The sequence below is a fragment of the Alteromonas sp. KUL42 genome (assembly GCF_006538325.1).
In the GTDB taxonomy this organism is placed as follows: domain Bacteria; phylum Pseudomonadota; class Gammaproteobacteria; order Enterobacterales; family Alteromonadaceae; genus Alteromonas.
This window is the reverse complement of the sequence record NZ_BJKK01000002.1, coordinates 192,568-214,399: the sequence shown is the minus strand read 5'-3', so window position 1 is coordinate 214,399 and position 21,832 is coordinate 192,568. Positions and strand designations below refer to the sequence as shown.

The following is a 21,832-nucleotide window of genomic DNA, read 5'->3' as shown; positions in this document are numbered from 1 at the left end:
CTGTAATCCTAACCTTTTATATTATATTGGTTCTCTCTGACAGGTTTTGCGCTACATAGGCTTTGAACATTAACTCAGCTCGCTGCCAATCCTCAATAGTATCAATATCTTGCACTAAATGCCTAGGTAAAATTATTGGGTGGCTATGATGAGAAAACATTGATTTATTACCATTGAGATACTCTTCAGATCTCCCCCAATAAAACTGCCCTGCATCATGGTAGGCTTCGACCAAATCCTGCGAACGCTTTTTTATATGTTCTGGAAACATAACTTCAACGCCTTGTTCCGAAATTGAAATGGCGCGCTGAATGGGAAATGCAAAAGTTGTTGCGGAAAAAGCGAACGCTTTGTTTTTATTATCAACTAAAGCTTTTAGGCCTTGTTGTAAAAAGCGCTCTTGTAAAAAGGGGGCTGTGGCATAAATGCAACAACTGTATTCATAGTTATAACCAAGCTCTTGCATTGCTCGTATGGCATGACGAGTTACTGCTGTCGTCCCAGTGAAGTCATCGGCTAATGCCGCAGGTCTGATAAATGGAACTTTCGCTCCATATTCCCGAGCGACCTCTGCAATTTCTTCGGAATCAGTACTGACGATGATTTTATCAAAACACTTCGACTGAGAGGCCACTTCTATTGAATAAGCGATTAGCGGTTTACCTTCAAATAAACGAATGTTTTTTTAGAGGGATACGCTTACTACCTCCCCTGGCAGGAATAATAGCGAGGTTCATTTCGTAACCTCAGATTTTAGAACCTCAGTGAGTTGAGTAACAACTTCACTTTGTTCTTCGTTTGTCATAGTAGGGAAAAGCGGAAGTGTTATTACATTTTTATAGTACGTTTCTGCATTAGGGAACATACCTTTTGTAAAGCCCAACGCTTTATAATAGGGGTGAAAATGAATTGGAATGTAATGCACGTTAACACCGATACCACGCCCTCTCAATGCTTTAAAAACGGCTTCTCTTTCGTGGTTAACTAGTTCAATTGTATAGAGATGCCATGCACTATTTTCGTCAAGCAAAGGCCTTTTTATTGGTAGTTCTACGAGTAAATCATCATACTGTTTAGCTAGTGCTAATCTTGCAGATACAAAACTGTCTAAACGCATCATCTGAGAGCGCCCAAGCGCCGCATGCAGATCACTCAGCCGATAGTTGTAACCTAGTTCAAGCTGTGTGTAAAACCATGGTTGGTCGCGATTTTCAGTATCAAATAAACTCTCATCACGAGTGATACCGTGAGTAGAATAACGACGTAGTAACGTTGCTAGGTTTGCATCATTGGTTAAAACCATTCCACCTTCAGCACTCGTAATAGACTTCACTGGATGGAAGCTTAAAACCGTCATTAATGAATAGGTACATTTACCCACCGCATTACCAAGTGCATCCTTTCCACCAAGGGCATGTGCAGCATCTTCTATCAATGCAATACCAAATGGTTTAGTAATTTCCGCTACTGACGCCATATCACAGCTATGCCCAGCAAAGTGAACAACAACTAGCGCTTTGGGAAGCATATTGTGCTTCGCTGCTTCATTGAGTTTCTGCGATAAGTGATTTAAGCAGAGGTTTCGAGTTTGAGGATCGATATCGACGAAATCTATATCAGCGCCACAATAACGTGCACAATTAGCGGATGCAGCGAATGAATTTGGCACAGTCCAAACAATATCACCTTCTTTCACACCTAACGCTAAACACGCCAAATGAAGACCAGAAGTACCACTGTTACATGCTACGCCGTACTTGGCTCCCGTATACTCACAAACGGCCCGTTCAAATTGAGGTACTTGTTCACCTTGAGTTAACAGGCTGTCCTTCAAAACAGCAGTAACAGCATCGATATCTTCTGGATATATTTTGTGCCTGCCGTAGGGGATCATAATGTTGCCTTGTCTAAATTCCTCAGCTCACCAACGGTCAAAAATTGAGAATTAGTCCCTGAGTGATACTCGAATTTATCTGCAGCAGGTGCACCTTTCTCATCCAAACGGTTTTTAAAATAATCAAGCGTTTTATCAAAGAAAGTAATCGCAGGCGCAATAACAAAATGGTCGTTAAATTCTACAGTATGATGCGCCATTTCCTCGGGAACCATAATTTCATGAAGCTTTTCGCCAGGGCGAATACCAATCACTTTAAAGTCTTTGCTTCCACTCATGGCCTCAACTAAATCAGTTATCCGAACCGATGGAATTTTAGGTACAAAGATTTCACCACCTTGCATCCTTGAAAAACTCTTTACTACAAATTTGACACCTTCATCTAGCGTTATCCAAAAACGCGTCATTTCTGGATGCGTCACAGGTAACTGCTTTTCTCCCTCTTGTAGCAATTTTCGATAATGAGGTACAACAGATCCTCGAGAACCAACAACGTTACCGTATCGAACCACTGAAAAGCGCGGGCCATCAGCGCCTGAAATATTATTTGCCGCGACAAATAGCTTGTCTGACGCCAACTTTGTCGCGCCATAGAGATTAACTGGATTTGCCGCTTTATCTGTTGATAGTGCAATAACACGTGACACGTTATTAGCAATAGATGCATCAATGACATTTTGCGCGCCATTAATGTTAGTTTTTATACATTCATTAGGATTGTATTCAGCCGCAGGCACTTGCTTTAGCGCAGCAGCGTGAACGACGTAGTCAACGTCTTTCATAGCCGTTTTTAAGCGCTCTTTGTCTCTCACATCACCGATAAAATAGCGCATGCATGATTGAGAAAAGCGCTGTTGCATTTCAAACTGTTTTAATTCGTCTCTAGAATAAATGATGATTTTTTTGGGAGAGTAGCTTTCTGTCAAGTAACGAACAAATTGGTTACCAAAAGAACCCGTACCTCCGGTAATTAAAATTGACTTATTATGGAAATCTATCATATCCGGGCTCTCACTATTTTGAGGTTTATACAGCACAAAACACTGATAACAATATAAGTAAAGCAACTTGAATATTCGAATTAAGCACAGTGTACTGTAAAGCTACTTATATTTTTGTACCGCTGATCTGCTTCGAACAAAATGCGTGATGTCTTTTTTCGCATCTACAAGCAAGCTCTGCGCCATTTCTTTAAGTGTATTATTGACATCAAGTTCAAGTTTTGCAAACACTTGTTTTTCTTCAGGGTGTAAAGTGTCCAAGTGCTGTCTTATGACTTCGTCACGAAGTACTAGAAGTGCTTTGAATTCGGAAAAGTCGGATTTAGCGTCTGGCTCTTGAGAAGCATTAGCGCTTTCATCCAATTGCGCTACAATTTTGACATTAATCTCTTGTAGCGCAGTGGGAGTTTTAGAATGATTTAAATCGTCGATATTCACACAGCTTGTCTTTTTTGACGCTGGGCTTCATACGCTTCCTGTTTAGCTTCTTCAGGAATCTGCACCCATGCGTCACGAATTGGTGTTAATAGGCTAGATACTTCATCTAAAATTTTCAAGTCGTTACTGACGTGTGCATCACTCAAACGCTCAACCATATAGTTGTAAAGTGCGAACATATTATCAGCAACCTCCCCACCTGCCGCTAGGTCAAGGGTGTCGCGTAAATGCATAATAATGGCACTTGCCTTTGAAATGTAGCTCGCCTTTTCAGAATAATCTTTGCGCTCCATTGCGCCCTTAGCATACGCTATACGGTCAAGCGCACCTTGCAATAACATCAGGGTCAATTTATGCGGATCAGCATTAGCAATATCCTGTTTAAGGTTGCCTTTACGATACGCGTTAATACCTTTTAGTGACATAAAATAACTCCAACACTTTTATTGCTTACAACGATGCCAACAACGCAGAGCCTGTTTGATTTAACTGCGCTACGGTTTGATCGAGGTTTAAATACTTATCACGAAGAATTTCTTCGTAGTTCAACATCCGTAATTCTAATGTTTCGCGTTCGTCGTACAGTTCATCCCGGTTATCTTTTGCAGATCTTTCACGCAAACTGATCAAACCACTATATGATGTATACTCTTTAGAAAATTCGTACAAACGAGTTGCTATACCTTCTTCGTCATCGGTAAACAACTTGGCGATTTCATCAAAATTATCTTCTAAAGCATCTTCCAAACGATCTTCGCCAGAACCCAATCCAAAGTCAGTGGTACCAAGCTCTAATTTACCGTCATCGTCAAACTCAATACCGATTTGAAACAAACCTCCGAGCGAAGAAGAACTCACACTACCACCAATGATGGAAGCTAGCCCCGTTTGAATACCACGCAATAAGGAATCTCCAGCTAAAGCACCATCGTCTTCAAGCTCTGATTCACCGTAGCGAGTGAGTGTTTGTATCTCGTCCATTAGTGAATTATAGTTATCTATGAAGTCTCTAATTTTTTTGTCTAGACCTTCTTTGTCATAACCGATGTTCAACTTTGTGGTTAAAAATTCACCCACCGAATTTTTAGGCGACACTTCATTCACTTCAAATGAAACGTTTTGAATGGTGTTTTCAAACTTGTTCGAGCTACTTTGTACTTCGATACCATCAACATAAGCAATGGCATTTTTTGCACCTTCAATGTTAGCTGCGCTAATATTCGCTGTGCCGCCTGTAGTTGATAGCCTATCTAATTCAGTAGCTCCGGTGTCATTGTTAATTACTAAGTCATTACCATCACCGGTTTCACTCGATGAGAAAACTAGACGAGGCCCTGCACCGGTACCCGTGTCGATAATATTCGCTGTAACACCAAAATTATCCTCTGCGTTATTGATTTTTTCACGCAGCGTTGTCAACGACATGCCTGCCGTTACGTCCACAGTGAACGTATTAGATGCACCTACATTGAATGTCAACGAGCCTGTACCAGATGTGAGAACAGCATCACTGCTGGACGTAAATGCCCCTGCATCAGTTGTTATACGGCTGCCCGAGGCTAATTGCTCTACTGAAATTTGATAATTTCCACGCAATGCAGAATTAGACGCTTCGGCCGACAAAACATCGTTATCTTCAGAGGGGTTGGTTATTGTAGGTTCGCGACCGTTGATGCCATTGTCGCTACGCAGCTCATCAACCGCATCTTTGAAATCGGAAAGTTTAGACTTAATTTGACCGAGGCCTGATATCTCAGCCTCTATACGCTCTTCTTTCTCGTTAAGACGGTTTTCTTTAGGCTGTCTTTCCGCGGTCAAAAGCTGCTGTACAAGATCATCGAGGGCTAAGCCTGATCCCACACCAAGAGACTGAATTGTCATACATTACCTCATTAAACCTGATTGTTTATAAACACTCCCACACTGTTCCCAACATCCTGTTGTAATTCTTGGATCCGCTCGGCAAGTTTTAGCACTTCTTCGGAAGGAATTTGCCGTATTACATCACCAGATTGTGAATCTTTTACCGTTACTACTGAACGATTGGTATCTTCGTCAATGGTAAACGCCAAATCTCGATTCTGAACTTTTAAGAATGATTCAACCTTGGCAACAGCTTCCTCAAGCTGCACACCATCCCTCTCTACTCCTGATTTATCGGCCTGTAGCTCAGAAGCTTGAGACAATTTTTGGTTATCTTTTACAGTAACACTTGAGACACTCACTGTATCGCTAGCATTAACTCTATTCCCGCTAGCCGACTGCTCATCGTTATTAGCTTCGGGCTCTGGCGAAACAGGCCTTTCAGTTTTTACTGGCAGTGCACTAATTGTAGATGCAAAAGCTTGGCCATTTTGATTACTTTGAATATCCACTTAATACCTCCTTACTGAAACGACAAAACGGGCCTTTGCATAAAAAGCAAACACCCGTTACATCTCAATTAAGGTAACTGATAATAGTATAGCTTATCCAAGCAATGACAACGCAGTTTGTGGACGCTGATTTGCCTGGCTGAGTACTGAAACTGACGCTTGCTGTACGATCTGATTCCGAGTAAGTTCCGCCGTCTCCGCAGCAAAATCAGTGTCACGAATCTGAGAACGTGCTGCAGACAAGTTTTCACTAATGTTACTTAGGTTACGAATAGTCGATTGAAAACGGTTTTGCAACGCACCCAAATCAGCTCGAACCGCACCAATACCAGATATAGCACCGTCAATGTCAGCCAATAGTGCAGAAGCTCCACCCGCTGTTTTTACATCGTTAGTGGTTATACCTAAACCTGTAGCACTAAAACCACTGATAGAACCCAGATTAGTCGACGAAAGATTGACAGAAATTGTTTGTCCCTCGTTAGCACCTACTAGGAACTTTGCAGAAAACTTTCCATCCAGAAGATTTACGTTACCAAACTGAGTGTCAGTTGCAATACGCGAAATTTCTGTGCGCAATGCAGACACTTCTTTTTGCAATGCCAAACGGTCCGCTGAACTGTTGATACCATTTTGTGATTGAACTGCAAGTGTACGAATACGCTGTAAACTTGTTGTTACCTCACTTAATGCACCTTCGGCAGTTTGCGACAATGAGATAGCATCATTGGCATTACGAACGGCTTGGTTAAGACCTTGAACCTGTGATGTAAGACGATCAGAGATTTGAAGACCAGCAGCATCATCTGCAGCGCTGTTAATACGGAATCCCGATGAAAGTCTTTCAAACGATGTGTTTAAGCGATCGTTAACGTCAAAAAGCTGGCGCTGTGCGTTTAACGAAGACACATTAGTATTTACAAATAAAGACATTAGATTACCTCCTAGGGATTCGATGGCCGTTGTGGTATCATCAAACCCTTCCAGTTCAAACTAGCTGGGTCACTACTCCCGACTAGCCCCTCTCTTAAAAGTAAATTAAATTACCCCTCAACAATAGGTATCGGCCAAAGCTTTAGGTTCTTTAGTTTTTTTTGATTTTTTTATTTCACCTCTCTGAAACGCACGTAAACAATTGAAATATAAGAATTTAAAATTGATAAAATTTTAAAAAAACATAGCGCGCTATCAGTTTTTTTATTTTTAACTGATGAAAATAGATTGCGTATTTTAGATTTATGAAAGAAAGTATCGCTGGATGATTTAAGAAAATGTCGAAAAAGTGGTGCAGAAAAATTTAGAAATATTGCTCTACTTTTTTGTTGGCATGTAAAGTGCTTAAAGTATATCGAACAAACAGCTTTGCTCACTGTTGTTTGAAATTGGCGGGATGTCTCGGAAAAAATAAAAAAAGCCGAGACACTAGGTCTCGGCCAATTTGCTCATGTTAGGAGATTGAGCAAATTCAGCTTCTGTCGGCTGGCAGGGTTTAGTAGGATAAACTGGCCTCTCAACCAACACTTCTACACTCTCAGTCCTGTTAGTCGGCATTTTCTTAAAAGGAGCGGCATCGCTGCCGCGTACCTTTTCTTTTAGGGGATGGCCTCTCAACTCCTTCCCAAATCAATGCCCGAAGTATATTAACCTAATAGCGATAGAGCGGCTTGTGGACGCTGGTTCGCCTGAGCAAGAATAGTGGTGCTTGCTTGCTGTAGAATCTGATTACGGCTTAGTTCTGCCGTTTCAGTGGCAAAGTCTGCATCTTTAATTCGCGATCTTGCCGCAGATACATTTTCAGATATGTTACTCAAGTTACGAATTGTTGACTGGAAGCGGTTTTGTAACGCACCCAAGTCAGCTCGCATGCCACCGATTGCTGATATAGCAGAGTCTACTGCGGTAAGCAGGCGCGACGCTGCTTGTTCCGTTAGTACGTCGTCATCTGTAATACCAAGGCCAGTTGCACTAAAACCATTTACACCTGCACGTGCTAGGGCTGCAGTAGATAAGTTAACAGAAATAGTCTGTCCAGCATTTGCACCTACTAGGAATTTTGCCGAGAAATCACCAGTTAGTACGTCAACCCCAGCGAATTGTGTGGTTGTAGAAATTCTAGAAATTTCTGTGCGTAGTGCTGAAACTTCTTTTTGTAACGCTAGGCGGTCTGCAGAAGTATTGATACCGTTTTGCGATTGAATAGCTAGCGTACGAATACGTTGTAGTGCAGTTGTAGTCTCTTGCATCGCTCCTTCAGCGGTTTGCGCAAGTGAAATACCATCATTTGCATTTCGAACTGCTTGGTTCAACCCTTGAACCTGAGAAGTCATACGGTCAGTAATCTGAAGACCTGCGGCATCATCCGCTGCACTGTTAATTCTGAAGCCAGATGATAGACGTTCGAAAGCAGTACTTAGGTTATTACCAGTTGTGAACAATTGACGTTGTGCATTTAGCGACGATACGTTGGTATTTACAAATAGACTCATGGGGTCTCTCCTAACAGTTTTAAGTGTGCGCTATTATTTTTGTTATTTGCGCGATTATTTTAAATATTTGGCATAGCCTGTGCTTTGATAACAAATGTCAGAGTAATCTGACGTTTTATCGGCACACTACCGGTAAAACTTGCTAAGTAGAGAAGTTACTTCTCTTTGCTGGCTGGTGGGTTTGTTGTTCCAGACCTCAAACCTCTCACTACCTCCTGGCTTCATTCTCGCCGGTCAGCAGCTCCATCAACACTAGCAAACCTTCCTTTTTATCGACCTTAAACCAGAATTACTTTAATTGTTTTTTATTTATTTTTAAACTTTTAATCAATTGATTTTTATAGACAATAAATTAAATCAAAAACAAACAAAGCCGAACAAAAAAGCCATTTAAGACACTTTAAGATCAATATTTGTAGCACCAGGAGATAAAAACCTACTTTACTCTCCCTTTGTAATAGTTATCGTCATTCTTAGGAATTTCCTTTAGGATTTTTTTAGAAAATTATCTGTTTTATTTAAAAAAATAAAAAATGCAATTTAAATCATATGGTTAAGAACCATAAAAACGAGTAAGAGAGCAAAATTTGACATCCAGACAGTCTCAGAAAACAAAAAGGCTGACACAACACTGTATCAGCCTTTACGTTTATCTATTGTGGACTAGAGCACTACCTCCTGGCCCCACTCTCGCTTTTGCGATTAACCAAGTAGCTGAAGTGCTGCTTGAGGACGCTGGTTAGCCTGAGACAACACAGTAGTACTTGCCTGCTGTATAATCTGGTTACGCGTCAAGTTTGCAGTTTCAGTAGCAAAGTCAGTATCTTTGATTTGTGAACGCGCTGCTGACACGTTTTCAGAGATATTGCTCAAATTCCGAATAGTTGACTGGAAACGGTTTTGAAGCGCACCTAAGTCGGCACGAAGACCCCCGATAGCCGAGATGGCAGTATCAATCTTCGCCATTAAGCCTGAAGCGTTATCACTTGTCAGTACGTCAACATTGGCTCCTGTGATACCCAAACCTGTCGCACTAAAGCCATCAACCCCTGCATTGGTTAGTGTTTGTGAAGACAAGTTAACCGAAATAGTTTGACCTTCATTCGCACCCACTAGGAATTTAGCAGAGTAATCACCCGTTAAGATGTCTACACCAGCAAATTGCGTTGTTGTTGAAATACGTGATATCTCTGTACGCAACGCAGACACTTCTTTTTGTAATGCTTTGCGATCAGCCGACGTATTGATGCCGTTTTGAGACTGAATCGCTAGCGTACGAATACGCTGCAATGCGGTTGTTGTCTCTTGAAGTGCACCTTCTGCCGTTTGCGACAGTGAAATCGCGTCATTGGCGTTACGTACAGCTTGGTTAAGACCTTGAACTTGTGAAGTCATTCGATCGGTAATTTGTAGACCCGCTGCATCATCAGAAGCACTGTTGATACGGAAGCCTGAAGATAAACGCTCGAAAGACGTACTCAAAGATTTGCTAACATCAAAAAGCTGACGCTGGGCGTTCAATGAGGATACATTGGTATTGACGAACATAGACATAATGTCTCTCCTACACTCTCAGTCCAGCTATCGCTGGCAGTCGGATAACCCGACGTTTTGTTTTAGTAGTCACCAACACCTGAGGGGTAATTGATGAACTGGCTCTCTCAGAATCTATATCGACTCAATCCACATTCCCTTTAGAAAAAACTACGAATTTTGCCGAAAGGCGGTAAGATATTGCCGCAGCGAGTGAAAATTGATTTATGTAAGTAGAAGATTTCTAAAGGAGATTCTTACTGTGGACAGTATAAAAATCGATAAGATAATTAGAATTTCAAAACCAGCTGACCATGCAGCCTTTACTGATCTTCATAAAAATCCGTTTGATCCTAGTGACAACACTTTGTTTTGTTGTTACAGACAAGCGAGAAATCACGTGAGCCCTGATGGTGTAATTATCATCGTTAAATTAAGCAAAGTTAACTTTCAGGTGATAACGAGAGAAAGACTTATTTTGCCAGACTTTGATCTACGCGACCCCAAGTTTTCTTTTGATGGTTCGCGGCTTCTCGTAACCGCTTTCGCGAAAACGAATATAGCTGATGGAAATAGACAAACGAAGATGGTGAGTTTTGTTAGCACTACTGGATATTCTTGGTCCTCATCAAACTCGTTTGGTAAAACTGGATGGTGGCTTTGGAATCACGCTTGGAAAAAGGGTGAAGCATTTGGGTTTGCTTACAATAGAGCGGCACAATACATATCATTGTACAAAGGCGATCCAAGCCGCTCGATGGACGTTTATCGAGAAAATGTTTTTGGCCTAACAAAGTCCCAAAAAGGCTACCCCAATGAAAGTGCCTTTTTGTTTGATAGCAATGAAAACGCACTTGTTTTCTTGCGCAGAGATGCAGACTCTTTCAGCGCTCAGTTTGGCACCTCATCTACACCCTATGTTAAATGGCAATGGCATGACTTGGGTATTTATATTGGAGGTCCTGCAGCAGTAGCCTTAGATGACGACAATATTTTGGTTGCTGGTCGTCATATCGATTGGCATAAGCGCGAGTTTACTACGCGGTTGTGGCATTTCAATACAAAAACGAAATCGCTAACTGAAATGCTCGTGCTACCAAGCAGTGGCGATACCAGTTACCCCGGCTTGGTGCTTGAAGGAGATACTCTGTATATGTCGTATTATTCTTGTCATGTAGACAACCAAGCGCGAGTGTATCTCGCTAAATTAACCGGTGTCTCGATGTGCAAGACCCATACAAAGACAACTTAAATATAATTAAATAACGAGAGGTTACTTACCTGCGGGAACGTTGCTAAAGCAGCACTTAGTGCAGTCTCTTGTTTAGCAAATTCGGTAGAGGCTTCAGCATAATCAATGTCTTGAAGTGCCGAGCGAGCGCCTCTGGCCGCGATTTCCATATCAAGGTTGCTCTCGTAGGTGCTTTCTGCAATGTTCAAACGACTACCAATAGAGGCGCGTTCTAACGATAACTTTTCTAATCCATTATCTAAGCCGACAAGCGCGTCGGCTATTGACTCTTGTAATGCAGAATTATCAATAGTTGAGTCCATTAAAATCTCTTGAATTTCATGAATAGATTGAGCCATGCTCTTTTTTTCAGGAGGAGTTAATGAGAAATCAATCGTATCGCCAGGCGCTGCTGTTGCATTGAATTCCATACCTTTGATAGTAAATGGACTACCAGATGTGTAATCAACTGTGGCCACCACAGCACTCGTACCTTGATTAACGAGTTGCGCCTGACCGGTACCTAAAAATGTGATTCTATAATCGTTATTTCCCGCGTTTACCGGGTCATAATTTTTGTCAAAAAACGTATCAAATGTACCTTGCTGTTTAACGCTTGCCGTTTCCAAATCAGCAACTGTGCTTGCCTGAACTTCGAACTTGAATCGTGATAACACATTCTCAAATACTTCATAACCATTACTAGTCGATTGAATTTTTGAACTATTGGAAAGCTGAACGAAGCTTACCCCAGGATCACCTGCAAAAGTGATTGCATTTCCCGTTGCTGCCGGATTGTAATCGAATGCTTGATTACCAGATTGGAAGCCCGCGTAAAGATAATTTCCGTCGGCATCTTGTGTGTTCATCAAGTCAAATACTTCAAGCTTGATTTGCTCCAATTCTGCACCAATGGCGCGCTTATCTGGATCTGAGAGAATACCATTACCAGACTGAACAATTAGCGTTCTCGCGCGATTAATAGAATCAGTAATGTTTGTTAATACAGCTTCTTGCTGCTCTAATGAGCCGGTAACTAAATCGTTGTTACGTTGAAACTGAGTAAGTTCGTCAATTTCCTCCGTCATTCGCAGTACTTTTGCCGCACCGACGGGATCGTCACTTGGCGTGAGGATGCGCTTACCTGTAGCTAACTGCTCTTGTGTCTTCGCAAGGTTGCCCTGATTATTCATGATCGAACGAATGTTTTGATCATAAATTTGATTCGTTGAAATTCGCATTACTCACCTACCTTGCTGACTGCAAAATGGTATTAAATAGCTCTTGCGCCGTCGTCAATATTCTTGCCGCTGCGGCGTAGCTCTGCTGGTACTTAATCAAATTGGCCGCTTCTTCATCAAGGCTCACCCCAGATACAGATTCAAACCAATTTTCAGATTGCACTTTCATTGCTTCCGCCGACGTTAATGAAACACTAGCCATAGCAGACTCTTCACCGATTCGACCTACCATAGACGCATAAGCATCTTGAAAAGTACGAGGCGTATTAGTTGCTTCACTACTCACTTGAACTAAATTCTTGTTCTGTAGTTCAGCGAGTTTCAATGCATTATTGTTATCGTTAAAGCCATCTGTATTATAGCCAATAGAAAAACTGTCGCCTGCTTTTGGTACGCCATCTAAACTGAAATCGTATCCAGGGTAATCACTTAACCCAGAGAATGCTCCTGGCCAAGTACCACTGCCTTTTGCTTGTGCGAGCAAATTATCTAAATTAGGCGCACCTGTAACAGTAGCAATTGTTGTTCCAGTTCCATCAAGCACGTTAAACGTATCAGCAGATGTAAAAACAATCTGTGCTGGAGCTGCTGTATCAATAGCGCCAGCGCCATCAAATGCTGAGCGATCTGAACCCGCACCGACAATAGTATTAGTGACAGTGGTATTGGTAATATTGGCACTACCCAAATTAGTACTGTCTGCGCCGGCACGAATAGGGCTAGCAAATGCTAAGTCTTCTGGACGATTGGTTTCCAACTCTATTTCAGATGCCACTGTCTTCGTGGGCTGAATAAGAAACTCATTACCGACTGCGTAAGGTGTTGAACCTGAGAAATCAATTTCAATTCCGCCGGGTAATTCAGTAAAACCCGGAGGCGTTACTGCGTAACTTGAAAAAATGATATCGTTGCCCGAACCGTCTTTTTTAGGTGTGCCGTCAGGGTTTAAAAACGTGATATCAATTGCACTTGGCAAGCCTGCGGCAACGGCTGTCACCTCGATCTTATAATCCGCATCGGTCAGTTCAGCACCCTTACCTTCAGTTAGTTGTGCAGTTACTGCAAAAGTACCAACAGTACCCTCGTAGGCCTTCCCTTCAAAAGTTGGAATAGCAAAAATATTTTGACCAAGCTGACCATCTAGATCCATACCCAGCTTATTTTGCGAATTGAATGCATCGGCAAATGCAATAGAAAGCTGCCCAACATCACGCATTGTTGGCCCAAGTACCTCGTTGCGATAACGATATAAACCACCTAACGTGCCTCCCAAATCCGCTTCTGAAATTGGAATGTTAGTGTCACTTTTAATACTTGAATTGAACTGTGTGCTAAGCTGGATTTCTTTATTCGCAACGTCTGCACCTGAGCTCAATTGAACGAGATTAAAGTCACCGTTTTCAAGTACTAACGATTCACCTGAAATCAAATTAATCTTAACCGCACCGTTTTGGTTGTTCATGTCCGATACATTAATTGCAACAATTTCAGACAGCTCATTAATAGCTCTGTCACGCTCGTTCAATAATGCTGTTGGTTCATCTTTATTGTTGTTGGCATACGCAACAATGATACTTTCATTTAACTCGCCAATATTGGAGATAAGCGAGTTAGCTCTATTTGCCAACGTTGTAAACTCAAGGTTAAGCTCTTCTTCCTTTTCTACCATGTAGTCAGAAAGTGTTCGCATTCTTTGGTACAAGGATTCGCTTTTACTTAAAACCTGTTCTCTTGAAGCTAGATTTGTAGGATCGTCAGCTGAAGTTTGAATTGCTGCAAAAAACTCACTAACTCCTTTGGAAATAGAGTTAGCCTCACTGGCCAATAAATCATCTATAAACGAAGCATTGTCAGAAAAAGCACGAAGCTCTGCCACAGAAGTGATATCTCTTCTAAGCTGATTTTGTGCAAACGTATTAAGAACCCTTTCCGTACTACCAATTTTCACGCCATAACTGGCAGAATCGAGCACTTCTGTTCTTTCTCGTACATAACCTTGTGTATTGACGTTAGCAATATTATTACTGGTAGTTTGCAGCAATTTACTGCTGGCGTTAACGCCGTTTGTTGCAAGAGAAAATAGATCTACCGTATTCACTCGTTAATCTCCCTTACTTTGGCAACGACGTATTAAGTCGCTCACTGTGATATACCGCCATTATTTTGTTGGCGTATTCAGGATCAGTGGCATAGCCCGCATCTTGTAACGACTGGGTATACTTGGTTGCATCTGAAGCATTCTCTACTGCCTGGCTATATCGCGGCTGAGAAGTGATAAAACGACCATAATCTTCCATTGCATCTTCAATAGATGAATAGGATCTAAATGCAGCTTTTTGTTTTTGAGGAATGCCGTTATTAAACTCCAATGTATCAACAATTGCTTGTTCTCCTTGCCAACCGTTGTTAGCTTTTATCCCGAACAAGTTGTGTGAACTTTTCCCGTCAGCGGTATGGATTACGAATTTTCCCCATCCTGTTTCAACAGCTGCTTGTGAAATCATTGCCTTGGGATCTATGCCAAACTTCGCAGCGACTTTTTCTGCTACTGGCATTAAGCTCTCAACAAAGTGTTCAGGGCTTTCAAACATGGCATCTTTTTGCGCAGATTGACTTCGAATAGAACGAGACGTTAGCGCAATATCCTGTGCGTGGTTTACGGTTTCAACTCGACTGCGATTTAGCGACGATAAATTGCCATCACTTCTTATTACACTTGCTGGCACATAACTATCTTCGTTTTGACCAAGCTGCTTTACAATCACATCAGCCAACCCTAAACCGCCTCCAGACGTTAAGTCTGTAGCGAGTTGCTGATCGTGCATATCGCGGTAGAATTTAACCTGTTGAGAATTGAACGGACTATCTTCATCTGCCAAGGCGTCCTGTGCTTTACGCATCGACTTCAGCATCATTTGTACGAAAATAGCTTCAAATTGCTGCGCCGCTTCTTGTAAAACATCTTTGTCGCCAGATGCAATGGCTTCGCGCATTTTATTAATGCTGCCCATGTCATGGACATTTCGCGCCATATCAAGCTGGCCTTTCGTGCTAAGTGCTTCCATTAGATCACCACTAACTCGCCGCGAAGGGCACCAGCTTGACGCAGTGCTTCAAGTATCGCCATAAGATCGCCTGGCGCAGCGCCTACTTCATTAACTGCTCGTACAAGTTGGTCAAGTGTCACGCCAGGTTCGAACTTGAACATACGGCTATCGGCTAAATCAACATCCACGACCGACTGTGTAGTCACGGCAGTCTCACCATCGCCAAAGGCATTTGGTTGTGAAACTTGTTGATTCTCTGAAATCGTAACGGTTAATCCACCATGAGTAATAGCCGCTGGTAACAAACGCACATCACTTCCAATTACAATAGTGCCTGTGCGACTATTGATAACAACACGGGCTGGTGCGTCAGCAGGTGTGAAAGAAAAGTTCTCAAGAGTTGCTAGAAAGCCTACACGCTGTCCTACATCACGAGGGGCTGAAACCCTTACTGACGCCGCATCAATTGGTTTTGCAATAACATAACCATTTTCTGGCTGTGCACCTAGTCGCTCGTTAATGGTGTCTGCAAGTGCTTTCGCTGTAGAAAAGTCTGGATAATGAAGGTTTAGCGTGAGTGTATCGCCATTAGCAAAACCACTAGGGACACTTTGCTCAACCATTGCGCCATTGGGAATACGCCCAACGGTTGGCGTGTTCACTACAATGCGAGAGCCATCACCACCTTGTGCGCCAAAGCCACTAACCACTAAGCTCCCTTGTGCCACTGCATATACCTTTCCATCGACACCGCGCAGAAAGGTTTGAAGTAGCGTGCCACCTTGAAGGCTAGACGCTTCACCCACAGACGACACCGTAATATCAATGGTTTGACCTGGCTTTGCAAAAGCAGGAAGTTCTGCGTGAACAGCTACCGCTGCCACGTTTTTAATTTTGGGTTTTACATTAGGATCTAAGCTAATACCGAAGTTGGTTAGCATAGTTCGAAAGCTCTGTTCTGTGAATGGGCTTTGCTCACCGGTTCCAGGCAAGCCAACAACTAAACCATACCCCACTAACTGGTTACTTCTTACCCCTTGAATACTCGCTACATCTTTAATGCGCTGGGCATAGCTTGGTATAGTAAATAGCAGTGCAATAACGGCAAAGAACGATAAAATTAAACGCATACTTACTCTCCTACACCAGCCTACAGAGGCCACCAAGCGGAATCAAAGAACTGTGTCAACCACCCTTTTTCCTGTGCGCGTGCAAATGTGCCTGTGCCAGAATATTGAATTCGAGCATTCGCCACTTTGGTCGATACAATTTCGTTTTCTGGGCTGATATCTGCTGGGCGAATAATTCCCGTTAAACGGATGTATTCGTCGCCGTGATTGAGTGTTAGCCATTTTTCACCGCGTATAACAAGGTTATTGTTAGGTAAAACATCAACGACAGTGACAGAAATTGCACCTGTTAAGCTATTACTTTGGTTAGCTGCCGCATCACCAGTAAAGTCTCTCGCCGAACTAATACCTAACTGCACCGATTGACCACCAAGGTTTAGAGCTTGTCCAGCAAGCCCTGTTATAGGATCTAAATTAATATTCGTGTCTTTTGCTGTTGAGGTATCAGCAGATTTGCTCGCTTGCGTATTCTCACTTAGCGTCACAGTAATGATGTCACCAACGCGACGTGCAGTTACATCTGAATACAAACTGTTTGCCATGTAAGGGCGGAATAACGAGCCGTCTTCGACGATAGTTTCACGCGGATAATCGGGTACCACTGGCGCAAATGATGGGTCATTTGCTTGTACAGGAGGTTGATTAGTACTAGCACAGCCACCTAAAAGAAACAGTGCAACAGAGAGTCCGAAAATACGCATAATACTACCTACTAAAGTTGCTGAATAACCTGACCAAGCATTTGGTCAACCGATGAAATAACTTTCGAGTTCATCTCATATAAACGTTGGCTTTCAATAAGATTAACCAGCTCTTCGGTTACATTCACATTAGACGTTTCCAAAGTACCTTGAGAGATATATCCAAGACCTTGTAAACCAGGTACACCTTGAATGGGCGCACCGCTAGATGCTGTTTCTACAAAGAGGTTTTGCCCAATAGGCTGTAAGCCCGTGGGGTTAACAAAATCAGAAATATTCATTTGACCGAGTACCTGAGGATCAGCTTGACCTCGAATGGTTACACTTATCTCGCCATCTTGAGAGATAGTGATCTGTTGGGCATCTTCAGGAACTGCAACTTGTGGCTGTAGTAAGAAGCCTGCACCTGCGGTCACTACCTGCCCTTGATCGTTTAACGAGAACTGACCATTTCGCGTGTATGCAACGGTGCCGTCAGGTTGCAGGATTTCAAAATATCCCCGCCCTTGAATTGACATATCAAGCGCGTTATCTGTTGTTAACAAGTTACCTTGAGTATGCGCTTTTTGCGTGGCTACTATTTTCGAACCTGAACCTAGCATCAAACCTGATGGAAGCTCAGTATCAGCAGACGAGCGACCACCGGGTTGATTAATATTCTGATAAAGCAAATCTTCAAATACCGCGCGGTCTTTTTTAAAGCCCACAGTTGAAGCGTTTGCAAGGTTATTAGATACCACTGCTACATCTGTTTGAGCAGCGTCTAATCCGGTTTTACTAATCCACAGTGCTGGATGCATGTTGACCTCCGACGTTGTAGTAAAAACAACGAATAAAAATACGTTCTAAAGAAGACGCAGCAGCATGTTGCCACGTGTATCTAATTCTTCGGCTTGCTTCATCACTTTTACTTGAAGCTCGTAGTGTCGCTGTAAGCTGATCATATCGACCATTTCTTCAACAGCGTTTACATTCGACCCTTCTAACATGCCAGCCATTACTTTGACATTGGCACTTTCAGGGGCAATTGACCCATCTTCCATTCTGAAAAGACCGTCGTTACCACGCTCCATATCGGCGTAATTTGGGCTGACCAGTTTGAGCCGACCAATCTCTTCAATGACGGTTTCAGGAGCACCGAGCTGGCGCATTGATAAAGTACCGTCTGACGCAATATTCAAATTGTCCAATGGAACGGGCAAAAAAATTGGGCCGTTGTCGCCTAACACGATGCGGTCGTGAATATCTGTCAAAATTCCGTCATCACCCAATTTAAAATTACCATCACGGGAATAGGCCTCTTGACCATTTTCATCTTGTACCGCAAACCAACCATCCCCTTGAATGGCAACGTCCAATTCTCGGCCTGTTGTTATCATTGGGCCAGATTCATAGTTATTAGATGGGCTTTCAGTCATAGAGAAAACACGGGTAGGCAAACCTTCACCGTATGCAGGCATTGAGCGGGCCTGCTCTAGTTGAGCTCTAAAACCGGTGGTTTGTGCATTCGCCAAGTTGTTTGCACGGATCCCCGTCCCCAAAAGATCTTGAGATGCACCGCTTGCTGCAATATAGAGAAGTTTATCCATGACTGACTTTTGACTCTGATTGAAACCTTACTAGTGATTTTGCAAGGGCAGTGCCAATGTGTAGATTTTTAATGCAGTTTACTTTGGAATTAATCTATCAAACTGAATTTATTGAAAATAATAAAGGCCACGTTGATGTGGCCTTTATCTAGATTGAAGAGACGTTTAGCTTAAACGTCTATTTATTGCCGGTTAAAATCTTATCGGATATTCAAGATTGTCTGGTTAAGCGAGTTGTTTACTTCTAGCGCTCGCGAGTTTGCCTGGAAGTTTCGCTGCGCAATGATCATATCGATAAGCTCTGTGGTTAAGTTAACGTTAGCTTGTTCAAGGGCTGATGAATTGATTTCACCAAAAGTACCGGTTGTTGCCTCACCCGCTAATGCTTCCCCTGATGCAATACTCTCTTTCCACTTCGTATTGCTCACTTGAGTAAGGCCTTGATCGTTTGAGAACCTCACTAAAGCAACGCGAGAAATTGGCTCTGATGTACCATTAGAGAAGCTTGCTCGAATAAGGCCATCTGCATCAATATCAATACCAACCAAACGCCCTACCGCTAAACCGTCTTGCTCAAGTGCCGTCACTTCAAAACCAGAAGCATACTGTGTAGGCTCATCTAAGGTTTGTGAAGTAGGGTTTAAGTTGAAGTTAATAGCAATAGTTTGAGTACCGTCAGAACCATTGGTAATGGCGTTGGCCCCTCCTGAACCTAATTCTTCAGTCACTATTGAAGCAGGACTTTGCGCAATAAAATCACCCGACGAATTAAACTGTAATAGCGCACTGGTTACTGGACCACCTGTTTGACCACTATCAATATTTACTAATGTACCATCCACTGCTGCAAACATGCGCCAATCGTTGGGATTGTTGACTGTATCCGCATCGTCACGAACGAAGTAATACGTCATTACATGACTTTCACCTAACGAATCATACACAGTAACAGACGTCGAGTTATTATAGGTGTCTTGATCAGTTGGGTCGAAGTTGGCTACCGTTTTGTATTCTCCTCCACCAGGAAGGTTCATTTTGATATCAACGTTTTCCGTTTGTTTTGGCGAACCTGATGAATCAGGAATTCGCGTAGGTTCAGTGGTACTCAACGCAGTTGATGAACTAGTACCATCGTCATTAACAGGGAAACCCATTAAATGATCGCCGCTACTGTTAACAATAAAGTTATCGTCGTTTAGTTTAAACTGACCTGCTCTGGTATACGTGTAATCATTCGAGTTAAGATCTGAAGCTAATGCAAAGTAACCTGTACCTGTGATGGCAAGGTCCAAGGCGCTGTTAGTAAACTGCAAACTACCTTGGTGAAACTGCTGCGCAACTTCTTGCGTCAAAACACCGTCACCCACCTTTGTTCTGCTTCCTGCTAGCAGGGAAGCGGCATACACGTCACCAAACTCAGCGCGTGATTCTTTAAATCCAACCGTATTAACGTTTGCAATGTTATTGGCGGTTACATCTAAATCTTTTTGTGCGGCAGCAACGCCACTTAGTGCAATATTAAAAGACATGCTTTTCTCCTGCTAACTACCTATTTGGATAACGTCATCAAGACTAATACTGACATTACCATCTAAATTTAAAATTATACCTTGGCCGCTTCCGGCTAAACTTACGCTACCTATATGTCGGTGCACTGCTGTAGGCAACTGAACGCCCTCACCGCCTATTTCTCCAGTAACAGTAATACCGAAATTTCCTGCCTTAACTGGGTTACCGTTTTCATCCAATCCATCCCATTCGAACTGTATATTTCCGGCGGCTTGGGTACCCGCATCAATCGTTTTAACAACTTCGCCCAACTCGTTTTGAATGGTGATAGTCATGTTTTGAACAGTTTCTTCATTAATAACCACACCAGAAATGCCATCGGCTTCGTTCGCCATGAAAGCCACGTTGCCTTGAACCAAAACATCTTGCCCAATCAGACTGGATGCTTGTAGTGCTTGATTAGATGTCATTGATGCAGCGAAAGAAGTAAACTTCTCGTTGAGTTGAGAAATACCCTCGGCCATTGTAAATGACGTCATCTGGGCAACCATTTGATCGTTGTCTACCGGCTTAGTTGGGTCCTGATTAGCAAGCTGTTCGGTCAGCATCGCAAAGAAATCTTCTTGCGATAGCTGTTGCTCTGTACCATCGGCAATCTTGACGGTTTCCTCTTGCCAATACAAATCCGTATTTAAGCCAGTATTATTTACAGTATTCACGGGTTTATCCTCACTTTAATCAAATGGCAGATTATTGCCCTTGACCGAGCTGCAATACACGTCTGAAAATTTTCTTCGTTGTATCGGCAACTTGTACATTTGTCTCATACGCTTTAGATGCCGACATCATGTTTGCCATCTCTTCCACAATGTTCACATTCGGTTTGTAGATGTAACCATTCTCGTCAGCCATAGGATTGTTTGGTGCGTACTCCACTTGCAGTGGCGCATCACTTTCAACAATACCTTTCACCTGTACACCTGTACCCTTTGACTGGTCGCGCATTGCATCTTGTAAAGCTGTGGCGAAAACAGGGTGGCGAGCTCGGTAAGTCTCGTCATAGCTACTGCTTACTGAGTTAGCATTAGCAATGTTACTTGCTGTGGTATTTAAGCGAATATTCTCTGCTTCCATACCCGTGCTTGAAATTGACATTACATTAAATAAGCTCATAACTATTGCCCTCCTGAACTCAGTGCTTTCTTCATGCCTTTAATTTTTCCATTTAAGAACTCAAGGCTCGCTTGATAACGCAGGCCGTTATCAAGGAAGCGATTTCTCTCTGCCTGCACTTCGACTGTGTTACCATCACCGGTGTCAGGCTGTGTAGGTATTCGATATTGCATGTCAAAATTTGCCGCAACTGACGTAGAATTGCCGCTAATATGGCGATCATTTGTCCTCACTAATCCACCTGACGAACGGGTACTTACCCCACCAGCAGATTCTCGCAGTGCTGACTGCATAGCTTTATTAAAATCAATATCTTTTGCTTTGTAGCCAGGGGTATTGGCATTTGCTAGGTTGCCCGAAATAACCTCCATACGCTCAGTACGGATACTCAGTGCAGATTCGTGGAACCCAACCAATTTGTCTAAACTCACTGCCATTTCCAGCCCCTCGCTTAACTCTACAACTTCGTTTACAGAGATCGCCT

The 21,832-nt window shown here is 42.6% G+C and carries 21 protein-coding genes and 1 pseudogene; 1 reads left to right on the top strand and 21 read right to left on the bottom strand.

Annotation, left to right across the window (positions count from 1 at the left end):
* Positions 1 to 16 precede the first annotated feature (16 nt).
* The 10 genes and pseudogenes from pseF to EYR97_RS03725 form a co-directional block, all read right to left on the bottom strand.
* Positions 17 to 737, bottom strand: a pseudogene (pseF, locus tag EYR97_RS03770) (pseudaminic acid cytidylyltransferase).
* A complete protein-coding gene (pseC, locus tag EYR97_RS03765) occupies positions 734 to 1,894 on the bottom strand; it encodes a UDP-4-amino-4,6-dideoxy-N-acetyl-beta-L-altrosamine transaminase (protein ID WP_131092495.1) in 1,161 nt (386 codons plus the stop codon). Before pseC ends, pseF begins: the two are co-directional and overlap by 4 nt.
* Positions 1,891 to 2,895, bottom strand: a complete 1,005-nt coding sequence (pseB, locus tag EYR97_RS03760; RefSeq protein ID WP_131092494.1) for a UDP-N-acetylglucosamine 4,6-dehydratase (inverting) — start codon at positions 2,893 to 2,895, stop codon at positions 1,891 to 1,893. The genes pseC and pseB overlap by 4 nt, the downstream gene beginning before the upstream one ends.
* Before the next feature lie 102 nt (positions 2,896 to 2,997).
* Positions 2,998 to 3,333: a hypothetical protein gene (locus EYR97_RS03755; protein WP_131092493.1), complete on the bottom strand. Its 336-nt coding sequence runs from the start codon at positions 3,331 to 3,333 to the stop codon at positions 2,998 to 3,000.
* A complete protein-coding gene (gene fliS, locus EYR97_RS03750) occupies positions 3,330 to 3,758 on the bottom strand; it encodes a flagellar export chaperone FliS (RefSeq protein ID WP_131092492.1) in 429 nt (142 codons plus the stop codon). The genes EYR97_RS03755 and fliS overlap by 4 nt, the downstream gene beginning before the upstream one ends.
* 25 nt (positions 3,759 to 3,783) lie before the next feature.
* Positions 3,784 to 5,214 carry a flagellar filament capping protein FliD gene (gene fliD, locus EYR97_RS03745; protein ID WP_131092491.1) on the bottom strand — a complete coding sequence of 477 codons (1,431 nt, stop codon included), beginning with the start codon at positions 5,212 to 5,214 and terminating at the stop codon, positions 3,784 to 3,786.
* 11 nt (positions 5,215 to 5,225) lie between these two features.
* Positions 5,226 to 5,708: a flagellar protein FlaG gene (locus EYR97_RS03740; RefSeq protein ID WP_131092490.1), complete on the bottom strand. Its 483-nt coding sequence runs from the start codon at positions 5,706 to 5,708 to the stop codon at positions 5,226 to 5,228.
* Positions 5,709 to 5,801: 93 nt separating this feature from the next.
* The gene (locus EYR97_RS03735) at positions 5,802 to 6,641 is read right to left on the bottom strand and encodes a flagellin (RefSeq protein ID WP_131092489.1); all 840 of its coding nucleotides are present in this window, start codon (positions 6,639 to 6,641) and stop codon (positions 5,802 to 5,804) included.
* A 707-nt stretch (positions 6,642 to 7,348) separates the two neighbouring features.
* Positions 7,349 to 8,194 carry a flagellin gene (locus tag EYR97_RS03730; protein ID WP_131092488.1) on the bottom strand — a complete coding sequence of 282 codons (846 nt, stop codon included), beginning with the start codon at positions 8,192 to 8,194 and terminating at the stop codon, positions 7,349 to 7,351.
* Positions 8,195 to 8,896: 702 nt separating this feature from the next.
* On the bottom strand, positions 8,897 to 9,748 hold the full coding sequence (locus EYR97_RS03725) for a flagellin (RefSeq protein WP_131092487.1): 852 nt from the start codon (positions 9,746 to 9,748) through the stop codon (positions 8,897 to 8,899).
* A 241-nt stretch (positions 9,749 to 9,989) separates the two neighbouring features.
* On the opposite strand from EYR97_RS03725, the gene EYR97_RS03720 reads away from it, so the two are divergent.
* Positions 9,990 to 10,979 (top strand): hypothetical protein, encoded by a 990-nt coding sequence (locus EYR97_RS03720; RefSeq protein WP_131092486.1) that lies wholly within the window; start codon positions 9,990 to 9,992, stop codon positions 10,977 to 10,979.
* On the opposite strand, the gene flgL is transcribed toward EYR97_RS03720, so the two are convergent.
* The 11 genes from flgL to flgB all read right to left on the bottom strand — a co-directional run bounded on the left by flgL (position 10,976) and on the right by flgB (position 21,785).
* Positions 10,976 to 12,199: a flagellar hook-associated protein FlgL gene (gene flgL, locus EYR97_RS03715; protein WP_131092485.1), complete on the bottom strand. Its 1,224-nt coding sequence runs from the start codon at positions 12,197 to 12,199 to the stop codon at positions 10,976 to 10,978. The two genes, EYR97_RS03720 and flgL, sit on opposite strands and share 4 nt — an antisense overlap.
* A gap of 7 nt (positions 12,200 to 12,206) precedes the next feature.
* On the bottom strand, positions 12,207 to 14,297 hold the full coding sequence (locus EYR97_RS03710; RefSeq protein ID WP_131092484.1) for a FlgK family flagellar hook-associated protein: 2,091 nt from the start codon (positions 14,295 to 14,297) through the stop codon (positions 12,207 to 12,209).
* Between the two features lie 13 nt (positions 14,298 to 14,310).
* Complete coding sequence (gene flgJ / locus EYR97_RS03705) at positions 14,311 to 15,264, bottom strand: flagellar assembly peptidoglycan hydrolase FlgJ (protein WP_131092483.1); 954 nt, start codon at positions 15,262 to 15,264, stop codon at positions 14,311 to 14,313.
* The gene (locus tag EYR97_RS03700) at positions 15,264 to 16,376 is read right to left on the bottom strand and encodes a flagellar basal body P-ring protein FlgI (protein WP_131092482.1); all 1,113 of its coding nucleotides are present in this window, start codon (positions 16,374 to 16,376) and stop codon (positions 15,264 to 15,266) included. Before EYR97_RS03700 ends, flgJ begins: the two co-directional genes overlap by 1 nt.
* A gap of 20 nt (positions 16,377 to 16,396) precedes the next feature.
* On the bottom strand, positions 16,397 to 17,077 hold the full coding sequence (gene flgH, locus EYR97_RS03695) for a flagellar basal body L-ring protein FlgH (protein WP_131092481.1): 681 nt from the start codon (positions 17,075 to 17,077) through the stop codon (positions 16,397 to 16,399).
* Between the two features lie 11 nt (positions 17,078 to 17,088).
* Entirely contained in the window at positions 17,089 to 17,877 is a 789-nt protein-coding gene (gene flgG / locus EYR97_RS03690; protein ID WP_131092480.1) for a flagellar basal-body rod protein FlgG, read from the bottom strand.
* A gap of 45 nt (positions 17,878 to 17,922) precedes the next feature.
* A complete protein-coding gene (locus EYR97_RS03685) occupies positions 17,923 to 18,666 on the bottom strand; it encodes a flagellar basal body rod protein FlgF (protein WP_131092479.1) in 744 nt (247 codons plus the stop codon).
* 200 nt (positions 18,667 to 18,866) lie between these two features.
* The gene (gene flgE / locus EYR97_RS03680; protein WP_131092478.1) at positions 18,867 to 20,195 is read right to left on the bottom strand and encodes a flagellar hook protein FlgE; all 1,329 of its coding nucleotides are present in this window, start codon (positions 20,193 to 20,195) and stop codon (positions 18,867 to 18,869) included.
* Between the two features lie 12 nt (positions 20,196 to 20,207).
* Positions 20,208 to 20,894: a flagellar hook assembly protein FlgD gene (locus EYR97_RS03675; protein WP_131092477.1), complete on the bottom strand. Its 687-nt coding sequence runs from the start codon at positions 20,892 to 20,894 to the stop codon at positions 20,208 to 20,210.
* Between the two features lie 31 nt (positions 20,895 to 20,925).
* Positions 20,926 to 21,348, bottom strand: coding sequence for a flagellar basal body rod protein FlgC (gene flgC / locus EYR97_RS03670; RefSeq protein ID WP_131092476.1), 423 nt, complete (start codon positions 21,346 to 21,348; stop codon positions 20,926 to 20,928).
* Positions 21,349 to 21,350: 2 nt separating this feature from the next.
* On the bottom strand, positions 21,351 to 21,785 hold the full coding sequence (gene flgB / locus EYR97_RS03665) for a flagellar basal body rod protein FlgB (RefSeq protein WP_131092475.1): 435 nt from the start codon (positions 21,783 to 21,785) through the stop codon (positions 21,351 to 21,353).
* Positions 21,786 to 21,832 lie beyond the last annotated feature (47 nt).

What these genes read in the sequence shown, in the direction of transcription:
- pseC (WP_131092495.1), bottom strand. Translation starts at nt 1,894, where the DNA reads ATGATCCCCTACGGCAGGCACAAAATATATCCAGAAGATATCGATGCT.
- pseB (WP_131092494.1), bottom strand. Translation starts at nt 2,895, where the DNA reads ATGATAGATTTCCATAATAAGTCAATTTTAATTACCGGAGGTACGGGT.
- fliS (WP_131092492.1), bottom strand. Translation starts at nt 3,758, where the DNA reads ATGTCACTAAAAGGTATTAACGCGTATCGTAAAGGCAACCTTAAACAG.
- fliD (WP_131092491.1), bottom strand. Translation starts at nt 5,214, where the DNA reads ATGACAATTCAGTCTCTTGGTGTGGGATCAGGCTTAGCCCTCGATGAT.
- EYR97_RS03735 (WP_131092489.1), bottom strand. Translation starts at nt 6,641, where the DNA reads ATGTCTTTATTTGTAAATACTAATGTGTCTTCGTTAAACGCACAGCGC.
- EYR97_RS03730 (WP_131092488.1), bottom strand. Translation starts at nt 8,194, where the DNA reads ATGAGTCTATTTGTAAATACCAACGTATCGTCGCTAAATGCACAACGT.
- EYR97_RS03725 (WP_131092487.1), bottom strand. Translation starts at nt 9,748, where the DNA reads ATGTCTATGTTCGTCAATACCAATGTATCCTCATTGAACGCCCAGCGT.
- flgL (WP_131092485.1), bottom strand. Translation starts at nt 12,199, where the DNA reads ATGCGAATTTCAACGAATCAAATTTATGATCAAAACATTCGTTCGATC.
- flgJ (WP_131092483.1), bottom strand. Translation starts at nt 15,264, where the DNA reads ATGGAAGCACTTAGCACGAAAGGCCAGCTTGATATGGCGCGAAATGTC.
- EYR97_RS03700 (WP_131092482.1), bottom strand. Translation starts at nt 16,376, where the DNA reads ATGCGTTTAATTTTATCGTTCTTTGCCGTTATTGCACTGCTATTTACT.
- flgH (WP_131092481.1), bottom strand. Translation starts at nt 17,077, where the DNA reads ATGCGTATTTTCGGACTCTCTGTTGCACTGTTTCTTTTAGGTGGCTGT.
- flgG (WP_131092480.1), bottom strand. Translation starts at nt 17,877, where the DNA reads ATGCATCCAGCACTGTGGATTAGTAAAACCGGATTAGACGCTGCTCAA.
- EYR97_RS03685 (WP_131092479.1), bottom strand. Translation starts at nt 18,666, where the DNA reads ATGGATAAACTTCTCTATATTGCAGCAAGCGGTGCATCTCAAGATCTT.
- flgE (WP_131092478.1), bottom strand. Translation starts at nt 20,195, where the DNA reads ATGTCTTTTAATATTGCACTAAGTGGCGTTGCTGCCGCACAAAAAGAT.
- flgC (WP_131092476.1), bottom strand. Translation starts at nt 21,348, where the DNA reads ATGAGCTTATTTAATGTAATGTCAATTTCAAGCACGGGTATGGAAGCA.
- flgB (WP_131092475.1), bottom strand. Translation starts at nt 21,785, where the DNA reads ATGGCAGTGAGTTTAGACAAATTGGTTGGGTTCCACGAATCTGCACTG.